Origin of the sequence: Variovorax sp. 350MFTsu5.1 (genome assembly GCF_048302515.1) — a bacterium.
GTDB classification, from domain to species: domain Bacteria; phylum Pseudomonadota; class Gammaproteobacteria; order Burkholderiales; family Burkholderiaceae_C; genus Variovorax; species Variovorax guangxiensis.
The window spans coordinates 1,620,620-1,641,736 of sequence record NZ_CP157620.1 but is presented as its reverse complement, the minus strand read 5'-3'; the positions used below and the strand labels follow the sequence as shown (position 1 = coordinate 1,641,736).

Below are 21,117 nucleotides of genomic sequence, written 5' to 3'. Positions count from 1 at the left end.
ATGCGCAAGAACACTCAACCGAAGGCTCCGTTCCTGTTCGCAGTGACGGCGATCGTGAGCCTCTTCATGATCGCCCCCATGCTGCTGTCGGTGATGGCCGGGCTGGTCAACAACTACAGCGCTGGCCTGAAGAGCGGCCTCACGCTGCGCTGGCTGTCCGAGGTATGGGAGAACTACGGCGGCACCGTGGGCTGGTCGCTCGCGCTGGCCGCTGCCTGCGTCGCCGGCACGGTGCTGCTGGGCGTGCCCTGCGCCTACGCGCTGGCGCGCAGCCGCTCGCGCGCGGCGCGCATCTTCGAGGAACTGCTGACGCTGCCGGTCGCGGTGCCGGGGCTGGCCACGGCGCTCGCGCTGATCCTCGCCTACGGCCAGCTCACGGCCTTCCGCCAGAGCTTCGCCTTCATCCTCGTGGGCCACATCGTCTTCACGCTGCCCTTCATGGTGCGCACGGTGAGCTCGGCCTTCCAGCGCGACGACCTGCTCGCGCTCGAGGAGGCCGCGCGCTCGCTGGGCGCGAACTTCCGCCAGCGCTTCATGGGCATCCTCGTGCCCGCGGTGTTCCCGGCCATCGTGGCCGGCAGCCTGATGGTGTTCACGCTCTCGGTGGGCGAGTTCAACCTCACCTGGATGCTGCACACGCCGCTCACCCGCACGCTGCCCGTGGGCCTGGCCGACAGCTACGCCTCGATGCGCATCGAGATCGGGTCGGCCTACACGCTGGTCTTCTTCGCCGTCATCCTCCCGGTGCTGTGGGGCCTGCAGTACCTTGCCAACCTGATTCAGAAGCGCCATGGAACTTGAACGAATCCCCATCGACATCGCCAACTGCGCGAAGACCTATGCCGACGGCACGCGCGGCCTGCAGCCCACCAGCCTGCGCGTGGAGGCCGGCGAGGTGCTGGCGCTGCTCGGCCCCTCGGGCTGCGGCAAGACCACGCTGCTGCGGCTGATCGCCGGGCTGGAATCGCCCGACGCGGGCAGCCGCATCGTGTTCGGCGACCAGGACGTCACGCAGCGCCCCGTGGAGCATCGCGGCGTGGGCATGGTGTTCCAGAGCTATGCGCTCTTTCCGCAGATGACCGTGGCGGCCAACATCGGCTATGGCCTGCGCATCCGGGGCGTGTCGCCCGATGAAGAGAAGCGCAGCGTCGGCGAGCTGGTCGACCTGGTGCGGCTGGGCGGCCTGGAGAACAAGCGCCCTTCGGAGCTTTCCGGCGGCCAGCGCCAGCGCGTGGCCCTGGCGCGCGCGGTGGCGGTGCGCCCGCGCGTGCTGCTGCTCGACGAGCCGCTGGCCGCGCTCGACGCCAAGCTCAAGGAGTCGCTGCGCGACGAACTCGCCGAGCTGCTGCGCCGCCTGCACATCACGGCCATCCACGTCACGCACGACCAGCAGGAGGCGCTGGCCATCGCCGACCGGCTCGCGGTGATGCGCGCCGGCCGCATCGTGCAGGTGGGCCGTGGCGAGGACCTGTACCGCGCGCCCTCGCATCCCTTCGTGGCCGAGTTCCTGGGCCGGGTCAACCGGCTGGAGCGCGGGCAGGACGCCATCGCCCAGGGCGTTGTCCGACTCGGAGGAACGACCCTGCCCTGCCCGCAGGCGTGGCGCAGCCATGCGACCCTGCTGGTGCGGCCCGAGGACATCGAGGTCGGCACGCCCCAGCTCGACTGGGGCGCGGCTGTTGTCGAGCGCCGCACCTTCCTCGGCGACCGCGTGCAGTTGCACCTGCGCGCGCAGGACCAGCCCATGCTGGTGGCCGACGTGGGGCGCGACAATCCCTTCGGGCCGGGCGACACGGTGGGGCTCCGCATCCAGCCCGAGCGCCTGATGACGTCGCAGGAAGAAACCATCGCATGACGACGACAGAAACCGCCAACACCATCCTGGTCCAGCTCACCGATCTGCACATCCGCGAGCCGGGCCGGCTGGCCTACGGCCGCATCGACACGGCTCCGTACCTGGAGCGCGCGGTGCAGTCGGTGCTCGCGCTGCGCCAGCAGCCCGACGCGGTGGTCGTCACCGGCGACCTGACCGACTTCGGCCGCGCCGCCGAGTACGAGCACCTCGCCCGCCTGCTGGCCCCGCTGACCATGCCGGTCTACCTTATGCCCGGCAACCACGACGACCGCGACCAGCTGCGCCGCAGCTTTCCTGGCCACACCTACCTGGGCGCGGAAGACGGCGGCTTCATCCAGTATTCGGTGCGCATCGGCGCGCTGCGGCTGCTCACGCTCGACACCTGCGTGCCCCGCGCCAGCCACGGCGCGCTGTGCGAGAAGCGTCTGGCCTGGCTCGAAGCGCAGTTGGACGCCTGCCGCGGCGAGCCGGTCGTCATCGCCATGCACCATCCGCCCTTCGAGACGCTGATCGGCCACATGGACGAGATCGGCCTGCTGGAAGGCGCCGAAGCTCTCGAAGCCCTGGTCTCGCGCTATCCGAACGTCGAGCGCATCATCTGTGGCCACCTGCACCGGGCCATCGACGTGCGTTTCGGCGGCACCATCGCCTCGACCTCTCCGGCGCAGGCCCATCAGGTCTGCCTCGACCTGGCGCCCGACGCCGACTCGGCCTGGACGCTGGAGCCGCCCTCGTTCCGGGTGCACGCCTGGTCCGCGCGCGGGCGCAGGCTCGTTACCCATCTGGCCGCCTCGGGCAGCTTCGAGGGGCCTTACCCCTTCCACGACAACGGAGCGCTGATCGACTAGCCCTGAGCGCTCACTTGTGGAAAATGGGGTCGAAACGAAGCAAAACGAAAAGAAAGGATAGAACCCGACCTCCATGAAGCACCTCCTGAATCTGCTGGCGGCGGTGGCCCTGCTGGTCTGGGGCACGCACCTGGTCCGAACCGGTGTTCTTCGCGTGTTCGGCGCCAACCTGCGCAAGATCCTCGTACAGAGCATGCGCAACCGCTTCACGGCCGCCCTCTCGGGCATTGGCGTGACGGCGCTGGTGCAGTCGAGCACCGCCACCTCGCTCATGACCTCGTCCTTCGTCGGACAGGGCCTGGTCACGCTGCCAGCCGCGCTGGCGGTGATGCGGGGCGCAGACGTGGGCACGGCGCTGATCTCGGTGCTGTTCTCGGCAGACCTTTCGTGGCTCTCGCCGATGTTCATCTTCGTGGGGGTGGTGCTCTTCATCACGCGCTCGGCCACCGTGGCGGGGCGCGTCGGCCGGGTGCTGATCGGGCTGGGCCTGATGCTGCTGGCGCTGCAACTGGTGGTGGAAGCCACCGAACCGCTCTTCTCCTCGCCAGCCATCCGCGCATTGCTCGCGTCGATCAACAGCGACGTGCTGCTGGAGATCACCATCGGCTCGGTGCTGGCCATCGTGGCCTATTCGAGCCTGGCGGTGGTGCTGCTGGTGGCGGCCATGGCCACCTCGAACGTGGTGCCACTGGACGTGGCGCTCGGGCTGGTGCTCGGCGCCAACCTGGGCAGCGGCCTGCTGGCGGTGCTGACCACGGCCAAGTCGGCGGTATCGGTGCGGCAGGTGACCATCGGCAACCTGCTCTTCAAGGCGCTGGGCGTGGCCATCGTGGCGCCCTTCGTCGGCCTGTGGATCCGCTACGTGCAGCCCGAGTTGCCGAACCAGACGCACGGCGTGGTGCTGTTCCACCTGGCATTCAATGTTGTGATCAGCGTGGGCTTCATCGGCCTCACCCAGCTGGTCGCAAGACTGGTGACGCACATGCTGCCCCAGCCGCAGCAACCGGCGGGCTCCACGCGGCCACATCACCTGGACCCCTCGGCGCTGTCGACGCCCTCGCTCGCCATTTCGAACGCCGCGCGCGAGGCGCTGCACCAGGCCGACGTGGTGGAGACCATGCTGATCGGCGTGCTCGACGTGATCCGCCACAACGACCTGCGTCTGGCGCAGGAGCTGCGCCAGCTCGACGACACGGTGGACCAGCTCTACTCGGCGATCAAGTACTACATGACACGCATCTCGCGCGAGGCGCTGGGCGAGGAGGAAAGCCGCCGCTGGACCGACATCATCAGCTTCACGATCAACATGGAGCAGATCGGCGACATCATCGAGCGCGTAATCATCGACGTGGAAGACAAGAAGATCAAACCGCAGCGCAACTTCTCCGAAGCCGGCATGGCCGAGATCGTCGAGCTGCACGGCCGGCTGGTGGCCAACCTGCGGCTGAGCATGAGCGTGTTCCTCAACGGCAACGTGCGCGACGCGCAGAAGCTGCTGGAAGAAAAGGCGCGCTTTCGCGACCTGGAACGGGCCTACGCCACCACCCACCTCGACCGGCTGTCGGACCGCACCACGCTGAGCATCGAGACCAGCTCGCTGCACATCGACCTGATCAGCGACCTGAAGCGCATCAACTCGCACATCTGCTCGATCGCGTATCCGATCCTGGAGTCGGCCGGGGCGCTGGCGCCCAGCCGGCTGAGGGAATCGCGGCTGGGGAAGATCGAGGGCTGAGCGCCCTCCCGACTCCCGGCTGCTTTCTTACTTGGCCTGCTCGGCCGTCTTCAGCACCGAAGTCTCGTCACGCCCGCGCCGCGCGTAGCGCTGCGCCAGCACCGCGCAGACCATCAGCTGCATCTGGTGGAACAGCATCAGCGGCAGCACGATCGCGCCCACCGCGTGCGAGGCGAAGAGCACCTTCGCCATCGGGATGCCGCTGGCCAGGCTCTTCTTGGATCCGCAGAAGACGATGGTGATCTCGTCTTCCGTGTCGAAGCCCAGCTTGCGCGCCAGCAGGGTCGTGAGGCTCAGCGCCAGGCCCAGCACCACCGCGCACACCACCAGCAGGCCGACCAGCGCATGCGCCGGCACCTGCTTCCACAGCCCCTCGATGACGGCCGCGCTGAAGGCGGTGTAGACCACCAGCAGGATCGAGCCCTGGTCGACGAACTTCAGCACCGCGGCGCGGCGCTGGATCCACTTGCCGACCAGCGGCCGCAGCAGGTGGCCCGCCGCGAAGGGCACCATCAGCTGCAGCAGGATGCGGCCGATGGAATCCAGCGAGGAAGAAGCCGCATGGCCGCCGCTGGGCAGCACCACCAGATTGACCAGCACCGGCGTGATGAAAACGCCCAGCAGGGTGGAGGCCGATGCGCTGCAGATGGCCGCGGGCATGTTGCCCCGGGCCATCGCGGTGAAGGCGATGGCCGACTGCACCGTGGCCGGCAGCACGCACAGGTACAGCACGCCGGTGTAGAGCTCGGGCGTCACCAGCGGCAGCAGGAATGGCTTGAGCACCAGCCCGAGCACCGGGAACAGCACGAAGGTGCTGCCGAACACCAGCAGATGCAGCCGCCAGTGCATGAGCCCGTTGACGATCGCCTCGCGCGACAGCTTGGCCCCATGCAGGAAGAACAGCAGGCCGATGGCCACGGTGGTCAGTCCCTCGAAGAAGTGCGCAAGCTGCCCGCTGGCCGGCAGCAGGCTGGCGAGGGTCACGACCGAGAGAAGCGCGAGGGTGAAGTTGTCGGGAAGAAAACGGGGGCGGGACATGTTGCAACCTGGACGAACGCCGCGCGTTGCAGGCGCGCAGGCCGACTCAGCAGGGGAATTTGTGATTTCCGCGCATGAATCTGGTCGCCACTTTGCGGAGCCCGGCGCGTGCTCCTCGCGCCTTCAAGGGGTGATTTTCGGTCAGTTCCGGCATCGCTGCCGGGCAGCCCGGGAATGCCCCACCACGGCGCTTCAGTGTGCCGCGCTCGAACTGAACTGCGCCTGACGACGGCGCTGGCAGTAGTCGATCAGGTCGTCGATCTCGGTGGCCTTGTCGAACACCGCGTCGGCGCCCAGGTGGACGCACTTGCGCCGCATGTCGGGCGTGGCGTAGTTGCTGAGCACCACGATCTTCTGTGCGGGGCTGCGGTTGCGGCAGGCTTCCAGCACGCGAAAGCCGGTACCGTCCTTCAGGAACAGGTCGACGATGGCCAGGTCCCATTGCGAAAGGTTGCCCGAGAGCCATCGCGAACCCTCGGCCTCGGTTTCCGCCTCGCCCACCGGCTCGACCCTTGCCACCTCCCGCAGCGTGCCCGCGAGGTTGCGGCGGATGGTGGGGTTGTCCTCGACGATGAAGGTGCGAACGGTGGTCATTGGGAGTGCTTGCCTCTGTGCTGTATCCACAGGCTACAAATTGCTCGTGGCACAAGTCGAAGGCATGACACCCCTGCGCCGGTAGGACAAGACCGGCGCGCCCTGCTGCCCCGGAGTCAGAGCGTGAGGATCGTGCAGCCCGTGGTCTTGCGCGCTTCCAGGTCGCGGTGCGCCTGCTGCACGTCGGCCAGCGGGTAGCGTTGGTCGATCGGGATCTTCACCGCACCGCTGCGCACCACCGCGAACAGGTCGTCGGCCATCGCCTGCGTGCTCTCGCGCGTGGCCATGTGGGTGAAGAGCGTGGGCCGGGTGATGTAGAGCGAGCCCTTGGAGGCCAGCACGCCGAGGTTGACCGGCGGCACCGGGCCCGAGCCGTTGCCGAAGATCGCCAGCAGGCCGAACGGGCGCAGGCAGTCGATGGAACCCTCGAAGGTGTCCTTGCCCACCGAGTCGTACACCACCTTCACGCCCTTGCCGCCGGTGATCTCCTTCACGCGCGCCGCGAAGTTCTCGGTGCTGTAGTTGATGGCGTGGGCCGCGCCGTGCTCCAGCGCGAGCTTGCACTTGGCGTCGCTGCCGGCCGTGCCGATCAGCTGCAGGCCCAGCGCCTTGGCCCACTGGCAGGCGATCAGCCCGACCCCGCCCGCAGCCGCGTGGAACACGATGAAGTCGCCGGCCTGCAGGCCTTCGGCCGGCAGCGTCTTCTTCAGCAGGTACTGCGTGGTCAGGCCCTTGAGCATCATGGCCGCGCCGGTCTCGAAGGAAATGTCGTCGGGCAGCTTGCAGACGTTCTTCGCCGGCATCACGCGCAGCTCGCTGTAGGCGCCGGGCGGCTGGCTGGCATAGGCGGCGCGGTCGCCCGCCTTCAGGTGCGTGACGCCCTCGCCCACCGCCTCGACCACGCCCGAGGCCTCCATGCCGAGCTGCAGCGGCATCTGGAACGGGTAGAGCCCGCTGCGCTGGTAGGTGTCGATGAAGTTCAGGCCCACGGCCTTGTGGCGGATGCGGATCTCGCCCGGGCCGGGCTCGCCGACATCCACCTCGACGATCTTCAGTTCTTCGGGACCGCCATGGCGGTCGATACGGACGGCTTTGCTCTTCATCGTTGCGGTCTCCACGCTCTGGAAAGGAAGGAAGGGGAAAGAGAAGGGAAGGCATCCTGCCATGTTTGAGCTTCCGGCGACGGCGCGGGGAATCATTGCCCGGTAGAGTCGGCGGCCATGCAGACACAGCCGCAGCGCCTCGCTCCCCTCACCGTCTTCCTTCTCGTCGTTCCTCCGCTGCTCTGGGCCGGCAATGCCGTGGTCGGCCGGCTGGTGCGGGAGCTGGTCTCGCCGCTCACGCTGAACTTCGTGCGCTGGGTCATCGCCTTCGTGCTCCTGCTGCCGCTGGCCGCGCAGGTGCTGCGCCGCGACAGCCCGCTGTGGGCGCACTGGAAGCGCTACGCCGTGCTCGGGCTGCTGGGCATCGGCCTGTACAACGCCTTCCAGTACCTGGCGCTGCAGACCTCCACGCCCATCAACGTGACGCTGGTCGGCTCGAGCCTGCCGCTGTGGATGCTGGCGGTGGGCGCCCTCTTCTTCCGCGCGCGCATCAGCGGCCGCGAGATCGGCGGCGCCCTGTTGTCGATGGCGGGCGTGCTGCTGGTGCTCAGCCGCGGCGAATGGCAACAACTGCTTGGGCTGCGGCTGGTGCCGGGCGATCTGTACATGATCCTGGGCACCATCTCGTGGGCCTTCTACAGCTGGCTGCTGGCGCGCACGCACGAGCCCGCGGCCGTGCGCAAGGACTGGGCCGCGTTCCTGATGGCGCAGCTGGTGTTCGGCCTCGCGTGGTCGGGCGCGCTGGCCGCCGGCGAATGGACGCTGACGCCCGCGCACATCGAGCTCGGCTGGCCGCTGGTCGCGGCGATGCTGTTCATCGGCATCGGCCCGGCCGTGGTGGCGTACCGCTGCTGGGGCACCGGCGTGCAGCGCGCGGGGCCGCAGGCGGCGAGCATCTTCATGAACCTCACGCCGCTGTTCGCGGCGGTGCTGTCGGCGGCCTTCCTGCGGGAGCCGCCGCACTGGTATCACGGCGCGGCGTTCCTGCTGATCGTGGGCGGGATCGTGGTCGCGTCGCGCCGCTGAGCGCAGCCCTCAGGCGAAGAGCCGCGCCAGGTCGGCCTGCTCGCGCATCCAGCGCGGCGCCTGGACCTTGTCCACCACGCGCCAGGCATAGCCCGGGCGGTCGTAGAGATCGCGCCCGGAGGCCAGCAGCGCGGGAATGTCAATGGCATCGAGAAAGGCCTGGGAGTTGTATTCCTGGTGCGCGAAGCCCCGGATCTTGGCGCGCACCGCGTCCTCGCTCATCGCAAGGTACGAGAAGTGCCAGCCGGCATCCGCCAGGATCAGCGCCGGCTGCGCGCCGCTGCGCACGCGCATGCGAAGCTGGTCGGGCGTGAGCCTGTCCAGCGTTGCGCGCGTGGCCGCCACCGTCCACACCGAAGACGCCTCGGGCCCCTCGACGTTGCGGTAGTTCGCGTAGAAATAGTAGAAGGCCAGGCACAGGCCGAACACATCGTGCCGCCGGTCGTCGCGCATTGCGCGGACGATCTCGGCGCGCGGGATCTCGTCCGCGTCAGACACCATCACGAGGTCGTGCGCCGCCGCATCGTGCAGGCCTCGCATGACCTGATTGCGCTGGAATTTCTCGCGTATCCAGAAGCCGGATTTCGGCGTGTCGGAATGCCAGTCGCCCACCACCGCCGCGGCATCGGCTGCCTCGTCGACCACCGGCATGTCGTGCACCGCGATGTAGCGGATGCGCGGCAGGAAAGCCGCGATGCGCGGGTCGGCGGCGTCGAAGCGCAGGGCCTTCGGCTCGCCGCTGAAGGTGCGGTCGGCCTCGACGATGACGAAGCAATCGACCACATCCGACAGCTCGTGCAGCCGCGCCGCGAGGATGTCGGCCTCGCCGTTGTAGGTGATGCAGTCGTAGACCCTGCGAGCGGGCACTGCTGCCACAGTCGCCTCGGGCTCCTGCGCGAACTCGATGCGGTAGCCGTTGCGCTCGAACATCTGAAGGATGTCGCGCTCGCCATACCAGCCGTCGAGCTGCGACAGCGGAATAAGCGAGCGCAGCGTGAGCGGCGACAGGCTCGCGAGCTGCCGCACTTTCGCGTGATGCCCGAAGAGCCGCATCGCGTCGTAGCCATGGTGCAGCTGCGGTCCCGCATGCTCGATGGCGAAGCCGCGCGCCAGCTCCAGCGGCGCGAAGCGCATGCCTACGACTTCGAGCGCGGGACGCAGCACGCCGCTGAGCTGCACGTCCTCCAGCAGCGCGTTGTGGTTCCAGTGCATCCCCAGCGGCTCGCCGCCGACCGCATCGGGCGGCGGGATCTCCACGCGGATCTGCGGATGGTCCACCAGCGCGCGCATGAAGCGCCGGCTGCGCAGGCTGAAGCCGCCGTTCTGTATCGGCGTGACGACGTGGCCGGGCTTGCCGAGCTCGTCGGCCCACTCGAAACGGTTGCGCCACCAGGTGCCTTGGGGGGCGTCGATCTTCGCGAGGTGGATGGGCGCGCCGATGTAGTCGCAGTCCAGGAACTCGTCGCTCCAGTTGGCGGCGTTGACGACCCAGCCGTCTTCCTGCACCACGAGCGCGAACTCGGTCTGCACCACGCGCCAGAGCGCGAACATCATGAACCAGCTGTACTCGTGGTAGTTCAGCGGTTCGATCGGCAGATGCTCGATGCCGGGCGGCAGGTCGTCGGGCGCCTTCGGGCTGCACAGCAGCGCGCGGGCGCCGGGCATCTGCGCCTGGCTGTGCCGCAGCGCCAGCGCCGCGCCGCGCGCGTCGGGCAGGCCGGTGACCGAGACCAGCGTTATTTCTTCGAATGACTCCCTGCTCACGATGCGCCTCCCGCCGCTCTCGTGAACCGCGCTCAGTAGGTGCCGGGGTAGGCGCCGCCGTCGGCCAGGATGTTCTGGCCGGTCATGTAGCCGGCCTGCATGCTGCACAGGAACGCGCAGATGGCACCGAACTCCGCCGGCGTGCCGAAGCGCTTGGCCGGGATGTTCTTCTTGCGGGCTTCCCACACGGTGTCGAAGTCCTGGCCCGACTTCTGCGCGGCGCCGGCCATCGTGCCCTTGAGGCGGTCGGTGTCGAAGGAGCCCGGCAGCAGGTTGTTGATGGTCACGCCCTGCGCCGCCACCGCCGTGCGCGCCACGCCGGCCACGAAGCCGGTGAGGCCGCTGCGCGCGCCGTTCGACAGGCCCAGGATGTCGATGGGCGACTTCACCGAGCTCGACGTGATGTTCACGATGCGGCCGTAGCCGCGCTTCGCCATGCCGTCCACCGTGGCCTTGATGAGCTCGATGGGCGTGAGCATGTTGGCGTCGACCGCCTTGATCCATGCCTCGCGGTCCCAGTTGCGGAAGTCGCCGGGCGGCGGGCCGCCGGCGTTGGTGACGACGATGTCGAAGTCATGGCCCAGCGCGAACACCGCGGCGCGGCCGGCCTCGGTGGTGATGTCTGCGGCCACATGCTTGACGAAGGGACCCGAGGCACCAGCCGCCTCGGCCAGCTTCTTCGCGGCGGCTTCCAGCGCCTCGGCGCCGCGCGCCACGATCACCACGTTCACGCCCTCGCGCACCAGCGCCTCGGCGCAGCCGTAGCCCAGCCCTTTGCTCGCGCCGCACACCAGCGCGGTCTTGCCTGCAATACCCAGATCCATGTTCTTGCTCCAGTGAAAACAAAAGGCGCCAAGGGCTTCAGCGCCCCTTGCGCGTGAAAACGAAAATGCCCGCGATCACGAGCACGGTACCCGCCGCGATCCACGGCGTGAACGGCTCGCCAAGTATGACCACCCCCATGAGGATGGTCGACAGCGGCCCGATCATGCCGGTCTGGGCCGCCATCGCGGGGCCGATGCGCTCGATGGCCATCATCACCATCAGCACCGGCACCGCCGTGCACAGCGTGGCGTTGAGCACAGAAAGCCAGATCACCTCCGGCGCCACCGCCATCGCCGCGCTCATCGGCCGTGTCAGCACGAATTGCAATATGCACAGCACGCAGGCCACCGTGGTCGCCAGCCCCACGAGCCTGAGCGACCCCAGGCGCTTGACGAACTCGCCGCTGTAGACGAGGTAGCCCGCGTAGCTCACCGCGCTCAGGAACACCAGGAAGGCACCCCAGGCCGCCGCGCCGCCGCCCTTGCCGCCGCCGCCGGTCCAGAGTTCGTGGCCGAACACCAGCAGCACGCCGGCATAGCTCACGACCATGCCCAGCACCTGCGGGCGCGTCGGATGGCGCCGGTAGAGCAGCCATCCGAAGAACAGCACCAGCGTGGGGTTGAGGTAGAGGATCAGCCGCTCGAAGCTGGCCGAGATGTAGGCCAGCCCGGCAAAGTCGAGGAAGCTCGCGAGGTAGTAGCCCGAGAAGCCCAGGCCGATCACGCCGATCCAGTCGCGCCCGGTGAGCGCGGGCTTGCCGCGCCCGGCCCACCATGCCATCAGCGCGAAGAGCGGCAGCGCGAACAGCATGCGCAGCATGATGAGCGTGACCGCGTCCACGCCGTAGCGGTACGCGAGCTTGACGATGATGGCCTTGCCGCTGAACGCGATGGCGCCCAGCGTGGCCAGCACGAGGCCGGTGGCGATGCCTTTCCTGGCGGCATCGCGGGGAGGTGCGGGGGAGATGCCTGCCGACGCGGCTGTCTTGTTCATCCCCCGATCATCGCGGCAAGCGCAAACCCCTGGCTTGCGCTCAGTACCCCGCCGCCACGCCGTCGCGGCGCGGGTCGCTGGCGGCCACGTAGCCTTCCACCGAGGGTTCGCCCGCGCGCCAGATGAACTGGCCGGCGCCGAAGTCCTGGTACGAGTCTTCGATCACTTCCAGGTGATGGCCCAGCTCGCGCAGGCCCTGCACCGTGGCCGGGTTCATCGCGGCCTCGACGTTGATCTCCAGCCCCGCGTTGAAGCGCCAGCGCGGCGCGTCGCAGGCGGCCTGCGGGTTCTGCTTGTAGTCGAGCATGCGCACCAGCGTCTGCATGTGGCCCTGCGGCTGCATGTTGCCGCCCATCACGCCGAAGCTCATGACCGGCTGGCCGTCCTTGGTGAGGAAGGCCGGGATGATGGTGTGGAACGGCCGCTTGCCCGGCGCCACCACGTTCGGGCTCTCCGCCTTCAGGCTGAAGCCGTGGCCGCGGTTCTGCAGGCTGATGCCGTACTCGGGCTCCACGCAACCCGAGCCGAAGCCCATGTAGTTGCTCTGGATGAAGCTCACCATCATGCCGCTCTCGTCCGCCGCCGTGAGGTAGATGGTCCCGCCCTTCACCGGGTTGCCGGCCTTGAAGTCCTGCGCCTTCTTCAGGTCGATGAGGCGCGCGCGCGACGCGAGGTAGGCGTCGTCGAGCATCTGCTCGGTCGTCACTTCCATGGTCTTGCGCTCCGACACGTAGCGGTACACGTCGGCGAAGGCCAGCTTCATGGCCTCGATCTGCAGGTGCTGCGACTGCACCGAGTCGACCGGCAGCGAGGCGATGTCGAACTTCTCCAGGATGCCCAGCGCGATCAGCGCCGCGATGCCCTGGCCGTTCGGCGGGATCTCGTGCAGCGTGTGGCCGCGGTAGTCGCGCGAGATGGGCTTGACCCACTCGGGCTGGTAGGCCGCGAGGTCGGCCACGGTGAGCGCGCCGCCCTGCTCGGCGGAGAACTTGGCCAGCGCCTCGGCGATCTCGCCGTTGTAGTAGGCCTCGCCCTTGGTGCGGGCGATGGCCTTCAGTGCACGTGCGGCGGCCGTGAAGCGGAACATCTCGCCCACTTCGGGCGCGCGTCCCCAGGGCAGGAAGGTCTGGGCGAAGCCCGGCTGCGACTGCAGGATCGGCGTGGCCGCGGCCCACTTGCCCTGCACCACCGGCGGCACGAGGTAGCCGCGCTCGGCGATGTCGATGGCCGGCGCCAGCAGGTCGGCAAAGGGCAGCTTGCCGAAGCGCTCGCTCAGCGCCACCCAGCCGCGCACCGCGCCCGGCACCGTGACCGAGTCGATGCCGCGCATCGGCGGCGTGGCGGCATCGGCGCCGTACTTGGCCTTGAAGTATTCGGGCGTCCAGGCCTTGGGCGCGGGGCCCGAGGCGTTGAGGCCGTGCAGTTCCTTGCCGTCCCACAGGATGCAGAAGGCATCGCTGCCCAGGCCGTTGCTCACGGGCTCGACCAGCGTCATCACGGCGGCGGTGGCGATGGCCGCGTCGACCGCGTTGCCGCCCTGCTGCAGGATGCGCAGGCCGGCCTGCGAAGCCAGCGGGTGCGAGGTCGACACCACGTTGCGCGCGAAGATCGGGATGCGCGTGGAGAGATAGGGATTGGCGTAATCGAACTTCATACCGTGCTTTCAAGGATGGCGTGAACAATTCGGGAAACACCGAGGAACCGGCTTTGCCGGGCCTCTGGTGTTGCCCCCGGCAGGGGGTTGGCGAAGCGACACGGAGTGCGCGAAGACTGGGGGCGAGCCTGTCACTCGTTGGTGATCTTGCGTTCCACGACGATCTTCTTCCACTTGGCCGCATCGGTCGCGACCATCTTCGCGAACTGGTCCGGCGTGCCCGGCACGGCGGGCTCGATGCCCAGGCGCGCGAGCTTTTCCTTGACCTCGGGGTCGGCCAGCGCGTCGTTGGCGGCCTTGTTGATCTTCGCGACGATGTCCGCCGGCAGGTTCTTCGGACCGTAGAAGCCGAACCAGGTGTTCGACTCGTAGCCCGGCAGCGTGTCGGCGATGGGCGGCAGCTCTGGCGCCAGTGGGCTGCGCTTGAGCGAAGTGACGCCCAGCGCGCGCAGGCGGCCGTCGCGCACGTGCGGCATGCCGGTGGGCAGCGAGTCGAACAGGACATCGACCTTGCCGCTGATCAGGTCGGGAATGGCCAGCGCCGTGCCCTTGTAGGGAATGTGCGTGACGAACACGCCGGCCTGCGCCTTGAAGAGCTCCGCCGTGAGCTGCACGATGGTGCCGTTGCCGCTCGATGCGTAGTTGAGCTTGCCGGGGTTCTTCTTCGCATAGTCGATCCACTCGCGCACCGTCTTCGCGGGCGAATTGACCGGCACCAGCATGATGCTGGCCGCGTCGCCCACGTGCGCGATCGGCGTGAAGTCGCGCACCGTGTCGTAGGGCAGCTTGCTGATCGCGGGGCCGATGGCGTGCGTGCTCGTGGTGGCCAGCAGGATGGTGTAGCCGTCGGGCGCGGCCTTGGCGGCCTGGTCGGAGCCGATGGCGCCGCCGGCGCCGGGCTTGTTGTCCACCACCAGCGTGGTGCCCAGCTTGTCGCCCATCTTCTGCCCCAGCGTGCGGGCGAAGAGGTCGGTGGCGCCCGCGGCCGGGAACGGAACGATCAGCCGGATCGGCTTGTTCGGATAGCCCTGCGCCAGGCTGGCGGACGAGGCGGCCATGCCGAGCGCGACGGCGAGCACCTGGATGAACTGGAGGCGTTTCATGTGCGGGAAAGAATTCTGTGCCAGTGGGAACCGAGCATGCTATGCACCGCTGGCGCATCAAGCCAGATAATTCGGCTTATTCAACTATCAATGCCGTTTATGACACGAGCCCCAGCCGAAGAGATCTCGCTGCAGCAGCTGCGGGCGCTGGCGGCGGTGGCCGAAACCGGCAGCTTCACGCTGGCGGCCGAGGCCCTGCAGCTCACCCAGCCCGCCATCAGCCACCTGATCAAGCGGCTCGAGGAAGAACTGGCGCAGCCGCTGGTGGTGCGCGGGCGCCGCATCCGCATGACCAACGCGGGCCAGATGATGGTCGACACCGCCGTTCGCGCGCTGCGGCTGATCGACGACTCGGTCGGCGCCTGCCGCTCCCAGTCGCAGCTGCGCGAAGGCCGCATCGTGCTGGCCGTGGGCCACCTGACCGCGGGCGCCCTGCTGCCGCCGCTGCTGGGCCGCTTCTCGCAGAAGCACCCCACGCTCGCGGCCACGCTGCTCGACAGCACGGCCGAGCAGATGATTTCGCGCGTGCTCTCGCAGGAGGCCGACCTGGGCTTCGGCTCCGACATTGGCCAGAAGCATTCCGAGCTGGCGACCGAGCCGCTTTTCACCGAGCGCATGGCCCTTTTCGTGCGCGACGACCATCCGCTGGCCCAGCACGAATCGGTCGAGGCCAGACATCTGGAGGGGCTGCCCTTCATTCACGTGAACCCCGACGCCAACGTGTGGCGCGCCGTGAGCCGCCAGCTGGCGAGCGTGGCCAACGTGTATCCGCAGGTGGTGCACCACGTCTCGATGCTGTCCACCGCCTTCGGCCTCATACAGGCCGGCGCGGGCGTGGCGCTGGCGCCGCGCTATGTGGAAGTGCTGATGCCCGGCAACCTTCGCGCCGTGAGCGTGACGCGGCCCGTGCTGGAGTACCCGGTGGTCGCCATCCGGCTGGCCAAGCATCCGCTGAGCCCGGCGGCGATGGCCTTCCTGGCGATGGCGCGGCAGCACATGAAGCCGCCGCGCGCGGGCAAGCTCTGAAGGGGAGCGGACAGCCGAACGCAGAAGAAATACAAAAATCACGCGAAGGTCGCGGAAGAAACCATGAAAACTTCTTCGGTCTTCCTTCTGCGACCTCTGCGAAACTTTCGCGACTTCTGCGTTCGGCTGTCCGAATCCTCTCCCCCAAAACAAAAACGGCGCCCGAAGGCGCCGTCGTGCAGAGCGTAAAGGATCAGTCTTCGACGAAGGCCTCTTCGCGCTTCGACTTCACGGCCGGCAGCAGCACGATGATCAGCAGCAGGGCCGCGGCAGCCAGCAGGCTAGCCGAGATCGGGCGCGTCACGAACACGCTCCAGTCGCCACGCGACAGCAGCAGCGAACGGCGCAGGTTCTCTTCCATCATCGGCCCGAGGATGAAGCCCAGCAGCAGCGGCGCAGGCTCGCAACCCAGCTTGAAGAAGGTGTAGCCCACCAGGCCGAAGATGCCCACCATCCAGATGTCGAAGGTGTTGTTGTTGGTCGAGTACACCCCGATCGCGCAGAACAGAACGATGGCCGGGAACAGGTACTTGTAGGGCACCGACAGCAGCTTGATCCACATGCCGATCAGCGGCAGGTTCAGGATGATGAGCATCGCGTTGCCCAGCCACATCGAGGCGATCAGGCCCCAGAACAGCTCGGGGTTGCTGGTCATCACCTGCGGGCCCGGCTGGATGTTGTGGATGGTCATCGCACCCACCATCAGCGCCATCACCGCGTTGGGCGGAATGCCAAGCGTCAGCAGCGGGATGAAGGAGGTCTGCGCGCCTGCGTTGTTGGCCGACTCGGGAGCCGCCACGCCGCGGATGTTGCCCTTGCCGAAGGGAACTTCGCCCGCCTTCAGCTTGGTCTTCTTCTCGATCGTGTAGGCAGCGAAGGCAGCCAGCAGCGCACCGCCGCCGGGCAGGATGCCCAGTGCCGAGCCCAGCGCAGTGCCGCGCAGCACCGCGGGAATCATGCGCTTGAAGTCGTCCTTGGTCGGGAACAGGCCCGAAACCTTGGCGGTGAACACTTCACGCTCGTCGTCCGGGCGCGAGAGGTTCGCGATGATTTCGCCGTAGCCGAACACGCCCATGGCGATGGCCACGAAGCCGATGCCGTCGGTGAGCTCCGGAATGTCGAAGCTGTAGCGCGCCACGCCCGAATTCACGTCGGTGCCGACCAGGCCCATCAGCAGGCCCAGCACGATCATCGCGATGGCCTTGAGCAGCGAGCCCGAGGCCAGCACCACGGCGCCGATCAGGCCCAGGATCATCAGCGAGAAGTATTCGGCGGGGCCGAACTTGAAGGCCAGCTCGGTCAGCGGCGGCGCGAAGGCGGCCAGGATCAGCGTACCGACGCAGCCAGCGAAGAACGAACCCAGGCCGGCGGCGGCGAGCGCCGGACCCGCACGGCCCTTGCGCGCCATCTGGTAGCCGTCGATCACGGTCACCACCGACGAGGATTCGCCCGGCAGGTTGACCAGAATGGCCGTGGTGGAGCCGCCGTACTGGGCGCCGTAGTAGATGCCGGCCAGCATGATCAGCGCCGACACGGGCGGCAGCGCGTACGTGGCCGGCAGCAGCATCGCGATGGTCGCGACGGGGCCGATGCCCGGGAGCACGCCGATCAGCGTGCCCAGGATGCAGCCGATCAGGCAGTACAGCAGGTTGGTGAAGGTAAAGGCAACGCCAAAACCCATCGAGAGGTGTTCAAACAATTCCATGATGTGGTCGGCTTTCTTCTCAACCGGTGATGAAGGTCGGCCAGACCTGGATCTGGAGCTTGAGCGCCCAGATGAAGGCGACGTAGCTGCCGACGGCCAGCACGGTGGCCAGGATCAGCACGCTAGGCAGCTTGAACTCGTGGCCCGCGAGGCTGGAGATGATGACCAGCGCGTAGATGGCGATGATCATGCCCATGGCCGGAACGCCGATGCTCGGCAGGCCGCCGAGCAGCACGCCGAAGGCGAGGTTGGCGCCGAGAATGAACACCACCTGCTTCCAGGCCCACTTGCCGATCTTCTCGCCGTCGGTGGTCTCGACGCTGAGCCCGGTGAACATGATCCCGAGGCCGATGAGGGCCATCAGGATGCCGAGCATCAACGGGAAGTAACCCGGTCCCATCCGGGCCCCGGTGCCCACGGTGTAGGTGGTGGCGCCCCATGCGAACGCCACGCCCACCACCGTGAACATCAGACCCGAGAAAAAGTCTTTCTGACTCTTGATCTTCACGAACAGTCTCCTCGAACAAATTTCGATGCGGGATTGTCGAGTCAGCTTCCGGTCAGGCCGATGTGGATTCCACTAACCAAAGTCTTAGGGATAACCCGGGAGCATCAGTCGCTCCCGGGGCTGGAACCGGGGCAGATCATTCCAGCGGAGGCGTGGCGCTCAGCACCTCTTCGATGGTGGTCACGCCCTCGGCCACGCGCAGCGCGCCGGCCAGCCGCAGTGGCCGCATGCCGTCGATCACGGCCTGGCGGCGCAGCCCGGCGAGGTTGGGCTCCTTCGTGACCTGGCTCTTGAACGGCTCGCTGACGCTCAGCAGTTCGTACAGCCCCATGCGGCCCATGTAGCCGGTCATGCGGCAGTCGACGCAGCCCACCGGCTTGTAGGCGCGCACCGAGCCGGTGATCTGCCAGGGCTTGACGATGGCCTCGAGCTTCTCGCGTGTGACGGTGTCGTCGGGCTGCTTGCAGTTGGGGCACAGCGTGCGCACGAGGCGCTGGGCGAGCACGCCCAGCATCACGGCGTTGATGAGGTACGAGGGTACGCCCAGTTCCATCAGCCGCGTGATGGCGCTCGGCGCGTCGTTGGTGTGCAGCGTGCTGAACACGAGGTGGCCGGTGAGCGCGGCCTGCACCGCCATCTCGGCGGTGGCGAGGTCGCGGATCTCGCCGACCATGATGATGTCCGGGTCCTGCCGCATCAGCGCGCGCAGGCCCTCGGTGAATCCGAAGTCGAGCTGCGGCTGCACCTGCGTCTGGTTGAAGGAGGTCTCGATCATTTCGATCGGGTCCTCCACCGTGCTCACGTTGACCTCTTCCGTCGCCACGCGCTTGAGGGTGGAGTACAGCGTGGTGGTCTTGCCCGAGCCCGTGGGCCCGGTCACCAGGATGATGCCGTTGGGGCGCGTGACGAGCTGTTCCCAGCGCTGCGCGTCGTGCTGCGCGAAGCCCAGCGCGTCGAGGTCCTTCACCGCGGTGTCGGGGTCGAAGATCCGCATCACCATCTTCTCGCCGAAGGCGGTCGGCAGCGTCGACAGGCGCATTTCGATCTCGTCGCCGCGCATGTTGCGGGTCTTGATGCGGCCGTCCAGCGGACGGCGCTTCTCGACCACGTCCATGCGACCCAGCAGCTTGATGCGCGCGACCATCGCGTTCATCACGCCCATGGGCATCTGGTAGGCCGGATGCAGGATGCCGTCGATGCGGAAACGGATCACGCCCTGCTCGCGGCGCGGCTCCAGGTGGATGTCGCTCGCGCGCTGGTCGAAGGCGTACTGCCACAGCCAGTCGACCACCTGCACCACGCTCTGGTCGTTGGCGTCGAGCTGTTTGTTGCTCTTGCCGAGCTCCACCAGCTGCTCGAAGCTCGTGGTGCTGGCGTTGCCGCCGGCCTTCTGGGCGGCACGCACCGATTTCGCGAGCGCGAAGAACTCGGCCGTGTAGCGCTGGATGTCGGCCGGGTTGGCGACCACGCGCCGCACCGAGCGGCGCGCCTGGCGCTCGACCTCGGCGATCCAGTCGGTGAGGAAGGGCTCGGCCGTGGCCACCACCACCTCGTTGGGCAGCACCTGCACCGGCAGCACCTTGTGGCGCTCGGCATATGCGGCGCTCATGGTGTCGGCCACCTTGCCCACGTCGACCTTGAGCGGATCGATGCGCAGGTAGGAAAGGCCCGCGCGGCCCGCGAGCCATTGCGTGAGCATTTCGAGGTCGAGCGGCTTGTTGTCGCTCTCGCGCGTCATGGCGACGTTGGCCAGCCGCACCAGCGGCGCCTGGCGGCTCTCGGCCTGTGCGCAGCGGGCGATGGTGCGCTTGGCCTCGTGCGGGGAAATCACGCCATCGGCGGCGAGCCATTCGATCAGGCGGCGCAGGTCGAGCGGGCCTTCGTGGCGCGCGGCCAGCGGGGCGGGGGCGGAAGCAGCGGGTACAGCGCTCATGTGCCGTGGGTCGTGTTCAGGTTCGGGTGAGTGTCGGATTCTGCGGCTTGAAGACCCGCAGCCATTTGGGTGCGGGCAAGCCCCAGCGAGTCTGGATCGTTTGGGCGCGCTCGGCAAGCGCCTCGCGCTTCGGGCGGCTCGGCGTGCACTGCGCGAGGACCACCGTGTTGCCTTCGCGCGTCGGCTTGAAGGCCCAGACGGCATCGGCGCCGAAGGCGGAGGAAATCTTCTCGAGGCTGCGCTCGTAGCTCGACGAGCGGCCGAAGAGATTGACCGTCATGCAGCCGTCTTCCGTGAGCAGCGCGCGGCAGTCGGCATAGAAGTCTTCGCTGTCGAGCACCGGCGCGGCGGCCTCGTGGTCGTACAGGTCGACCTGCAGCGCGTCGACCGTTCCATGCCAATCGGGCTTGCGGATCTCGGCCGCGGCATCGGCGATCACCACGCGCAGCTTCGGATCGTCCGGCGGCAGCTTGAACCAGCCGCGGCAGGCCGACACCACCTGCGGATTGAGCTCGATCGCGGTGGTGCGCATGCGCAGGATCTTGCGACTGAACTTGGTCAGCGTGGCCGCGCCCAGGCCGAGCTGCATGGCATGGCGGCCGGCCACGCTCTTGGGGTCGGCGAAGAGCAGCCAGGCCATCATGCGCTGCACGTACTCGAGCTCGATCTCGAAGGGCGCATCGAGCTTCATCGAGCCCTGGACCCATTCGGTGCCCAGGTGCAGATAGCGGATGTCGCCCCAGTCGGAAAAGTTGACTTCAGGGAGGGAAACAGGAGTTTTGCTCGATGCCATCGATGCAGCGGGTCAGGCGACTAGTTTGTGGGCAGCCAGCACCTCGCGCCAGGCCGCGAGCTTGCGCTCGAAGCTCCACGACGCATTGGCGGGGCTGGTGGAAGGCAGCTGGTAGACCGGCACGCCCAGCGCGCGCGTGTGGCGCGCATGCTTGAAGCTCTCGCCGCCGTTGTGCGCGATGGCCGCGAGCTTCGGCAGGTGCAGGCCGGCGATGTCGTTGGCCACGGGCGCGCGGATGGCCGAGTCGAGGCTGCCCTCGCGCTCGCAGGACGCGTACACGTCCCACACGCCCAGGCCGCGGTCGAGCAGCCACCGGCAGCGCGGCCCGTAGCTGTCGGCGCCCGAGGGCAAGGGGATGTCGGGCCACACGGCTTGCAGGATCTTCCAGAACTGGTTTTGGGGGTGTGCATAGTACTGCTGCCGCTCGAGCGACTTCACTCCCGGAAAGCTGCCCAGGATCAGGACGACGGTGGCCGGCGAGACGATGGGCGCGAGCCCCGTGAGCAACGGGCTCGCGGCGGCCGTGGATGCGGCGGAGGGGTTCATGGTCGGCAATCGTGCCACTGTCGGGCGCGTGCCCCGTGCGCCCATGAAAAAACCCGCCGAAGCGGGTT

General features: G+C 67.9%; 19 protein-coding genes. 6 read left to right on the top strand and 13 right to left on the bottom strand.

Annotated elements, in window-relative coordinates; genetic code table 11:
• The 4 genes from ABL843_RS07130 to ABL843_RS07115 all read left to right on the top strand — a co-directional run bounded on the left by ABL843_RS07130 (window position 1) and on the right by ABL843_RS07115 (window position 4,438).
• Window positions 1-801: an ABC transporter permease gene (locus ABL843_RS07130; RefSeq protein ID WP_418119424.1), complete on the top strand. Its 801-nt coding sequence runs from the start codon at window positions 1-3 to the stop codon at window positions 799-801.
• Window positions 791-1,855 (top strand): ABC transporter ATP-binding protein, encoded by a 1,065-nt coding sequence (locus tag ABL843_RS07125; RefSeq protein WP_418119423.1) that lies wholly within the window; start codon window positions 791-793, stop codon window positions 1,853-1,855. The genes ABL843_RS07130 and ABL843_RS07125 overlap by 11 nt, the downstream gene beginning before the upstream one ends.
• A complete protein-coding gene (locus ABL843_RS07120; RefSeq protein WP_184635282.1) occupies window positions 1,852-2,703 on the top strand; it encodes a phosphodiesterase in 852 nt (283 codons plus the stop codon). Before ABL843_RS07125 ends, ABL843_RS07120 begins: the two co-directional genes overlap by 4 nt.
• A 73-nt stretch (window positions 2,704-2,776) precedes the next feature.
• Window positions 2,777-4,438, top strand: a complete 1,662-nt coding sequence (locus ABL843_RS07115; RefSeq protein WP_418119422.1) for a Na/Pi cotransporter family protein — start codon at window positions 2,777-2,779, stop codon at window positions 4,436-4,438.
• 27 nt (window positions 4,439-4,465) lie between these two features.
• Here ABL843_RS07115 and ABL843_RS07110 read toward each other — a convergent pair whose 3' ends face one another.
• The 3 genes from ABL843_RS07110 to ABL843_RS07100 form a co-directional block, all read right to left on the bottom strand.
• Window positions 4,466-5,476 (bottom strand): bile acid:sodium symporter family protein, encoded by a 1,011-nt coding sequence (locus ABL843_RS07110; RefSeq protein WP_418119421.1) that lies wholly within the window; start codon window positions 5,474-5,476, stop codon window positions 4,466-4,468.
• Between the two features lie 192 nt (window positions 5,477-5,668).
• Window positions 5,669-6,070: a response regulator gene (locus tag ABL843_RS07105; RefSeq protein WP_126023108.1), complete on the bottom strand. Its 402-nt coding sequence runs from the start codon at window positions 6,068-6,070 to the stop codon at window positions 5,669-5,671.
• A gap of 116 nt (window positions 6,071-6,186) precedes the next feature.
• Entirely contained in the window at window positions 6,187-7,173 is a 987-nt protein-coding gene (locus tag ABL843_RS07100) for a quinone oxidoreductase family protein (RefSeq protein ID WP_126023107.1), read from the bottom strand.
• 117 nt (window positions 7,174-7,290) lie between these two features.
• Here ABL843_RS07100 and ABL843_RS07095 point away from each other — a divergent pair, with 117 nt between their 5' ends.
• Window positions 7,291-8,199, top strand: coding sequence for a DMT family transporter (locus ABL843_RS07095; protein WP_418119420.1), 909 nt, complete (start codon window positions 7,291-7,293; stop codon window positions 8,197-8,199).
• Window positions 8,200-8,208: 9 nt separating this feature from the next.
• Here the strand turns inward: ABL843_RS07095 and ABL843_RS07090 are convergent, their stop codons facing one another.
• The 5 genes from ABL843_RS07090 to ABL843_RS07070 all read right to left on the bottom strand — a co-directional run bounded on the left by ABL843_RS07090 (window position 8,209) and on the right by ABL843_RS07070 (window position 14,538).
• On the bottom strand, window positions 8,209-9,963 hold the full coding sequence (locus tag ABL843_RS07090) for a DUF5672 family protein (RefSeq protein ID WP_418119419.1): 1,755 nt from the start codon (window positions 9,961-9,963) through the stop codon (window positions 8,209-8,211).
• Between the two features lie 32 nt (window positions 9,964-9,995).
• Window positions 9,996-10,787 carry an SDR family oxidoreductase gene (locus ABL843_RS07085; protein WP_418119418.1) on the bottom strand — a complete coding sequence of 264 codons (792 nt, stop codon included), beginning with the start codon at window positions 10,785-10,787 and terminating at the stop codon, window positions 9,996-9,998.
• A gap of 37 nt (window positions 10,788-10,824) precedes the next feature.
• The gene (locus ABL843_RS07080) at window positions 10,825-11,781 is read right to left on the bottom strand and encodes a DMT family transporter (protein ID WP_369659370.1); all 957 of its coding nucleotides are present in this window, start codon (window positions 11,779-11,781) and stop codon (window positions 10,825-10,827) included.
• A 40-nt stretch (window positions 11,782-11,821) separates the two neighbouring features.
• On the bottom strand, window positions 11,822-13,435 hold the full coding sequence (locus ABL843_RS07075) for a gamma-glutamyltransferase family protein (RefSeq protein ID WP_418119417.1): 1,614 nt from the start codon (window positions 13,433-13,435) through the stop codon (window positions 11,822-11,824).
• A gap of 131 nt (window positions 13,436-13,566) precedes the next feature.
• A complete protein-coding gene (locus ABL843_RS07070) occupies window positions 13,567-14,538 on the bottom strand; it encodes a Bug family tripartite tricarboxylate transporter substrate binding protein (protein ID WP_126023102.1) in 972 nt (323 codons plus the stop codon).
• A 99-nt stretch (window positions 14,539-14,637) separates the two neighbouring features.
• On the opposite strand from ABL843_RS07070, the gene ABL843_RS07065 reads away from it, so the two are divergent.
• Window positions 14,638-15,564, top strand: coding sequence for a LysR family transcriptional regulator (locus tag ABL843_RS07065; protein ID WP_418119416.1), 927 nt, complete (start codon window positions 14,638-14,640; stop codon window positions 15,562-15,564).
• 193 nt (window positions 15,565-15,757) lie between these two features.
• On the opposite strand, the gene ABL843_RS07060 is transcribed toward ABL843_RS07065, so the two are convergent.
• The 5 genes from ABL843_RS07060 to ABL843_RS07040 all read right to left on the bottom strand — a co-directional run bounded on the left by ABL843_RS07060 (window position 15,758) and on the right by ABL843_RS07040 (window position 21,049).
• A complete protein-coding gene (locus ABL843_RS07060) occupies window positions 15,758-17,269 on the bottom strand; it encodes a tripartite tricarboxylate transporter permease (protein ID WP_126023100.1) in 1,512 nt (503 codons plus the stop codon).
• A 19-nt stretch (window positions 17,270-17,288) separates the two neighbouring features.
• Window positions 17,289-17,777 carry a tripartite tricarboxylate transporter TctB family protein gene (locus ABL843_RS07055; protein WP_019654302.1) on the bottom strand — a complete coding sequence of 163 codons (489 nt, stop codon included), beginning with the start codon at window positions 17,775-17,777 and terminating at the stop codon, window positions 17,289-17,291.
• Between the two features lie 136 nt (window positions 17,778-17,913).
• Entirely contained in the window at window positions 17,914-19,710 is a 1,797-nt protein-coding gene (locus ABL843_RS07050) for a GspE/PulE family protein (protein ID WP_126023099.1), read from the bottom strand.
• 16 nt (window positions 19,711-19,726) lie between these two features.
• The gene (locus tag ABL843_RS07045) at window positions 19,727-20,503 is read right to left on the bottom strand and encodes a spermidine synthase (protein WP_418119415.1); all 777 of its coding nucleotides are present in this window, start codon (window positions 20,501-20,503) and stop codon (window positions 19,727-19,729) included.
• Between the two features lie 12 nt (window positions 20,504-20,515).
• Complete coding sequence (locus ABL843_RS07040) at window positions 20,516-21,049, bottom strand: DNA-deoxyinosine glycosylase (RefSeq protein ID WP_126023097.1); 534 nt, start codon at window positions 21,047-21,049, stop codon at window positions 20,516-20,518.
• Between the last annotated feature and the right edge of the window lie 68 nt (window positions 21,050-21,117).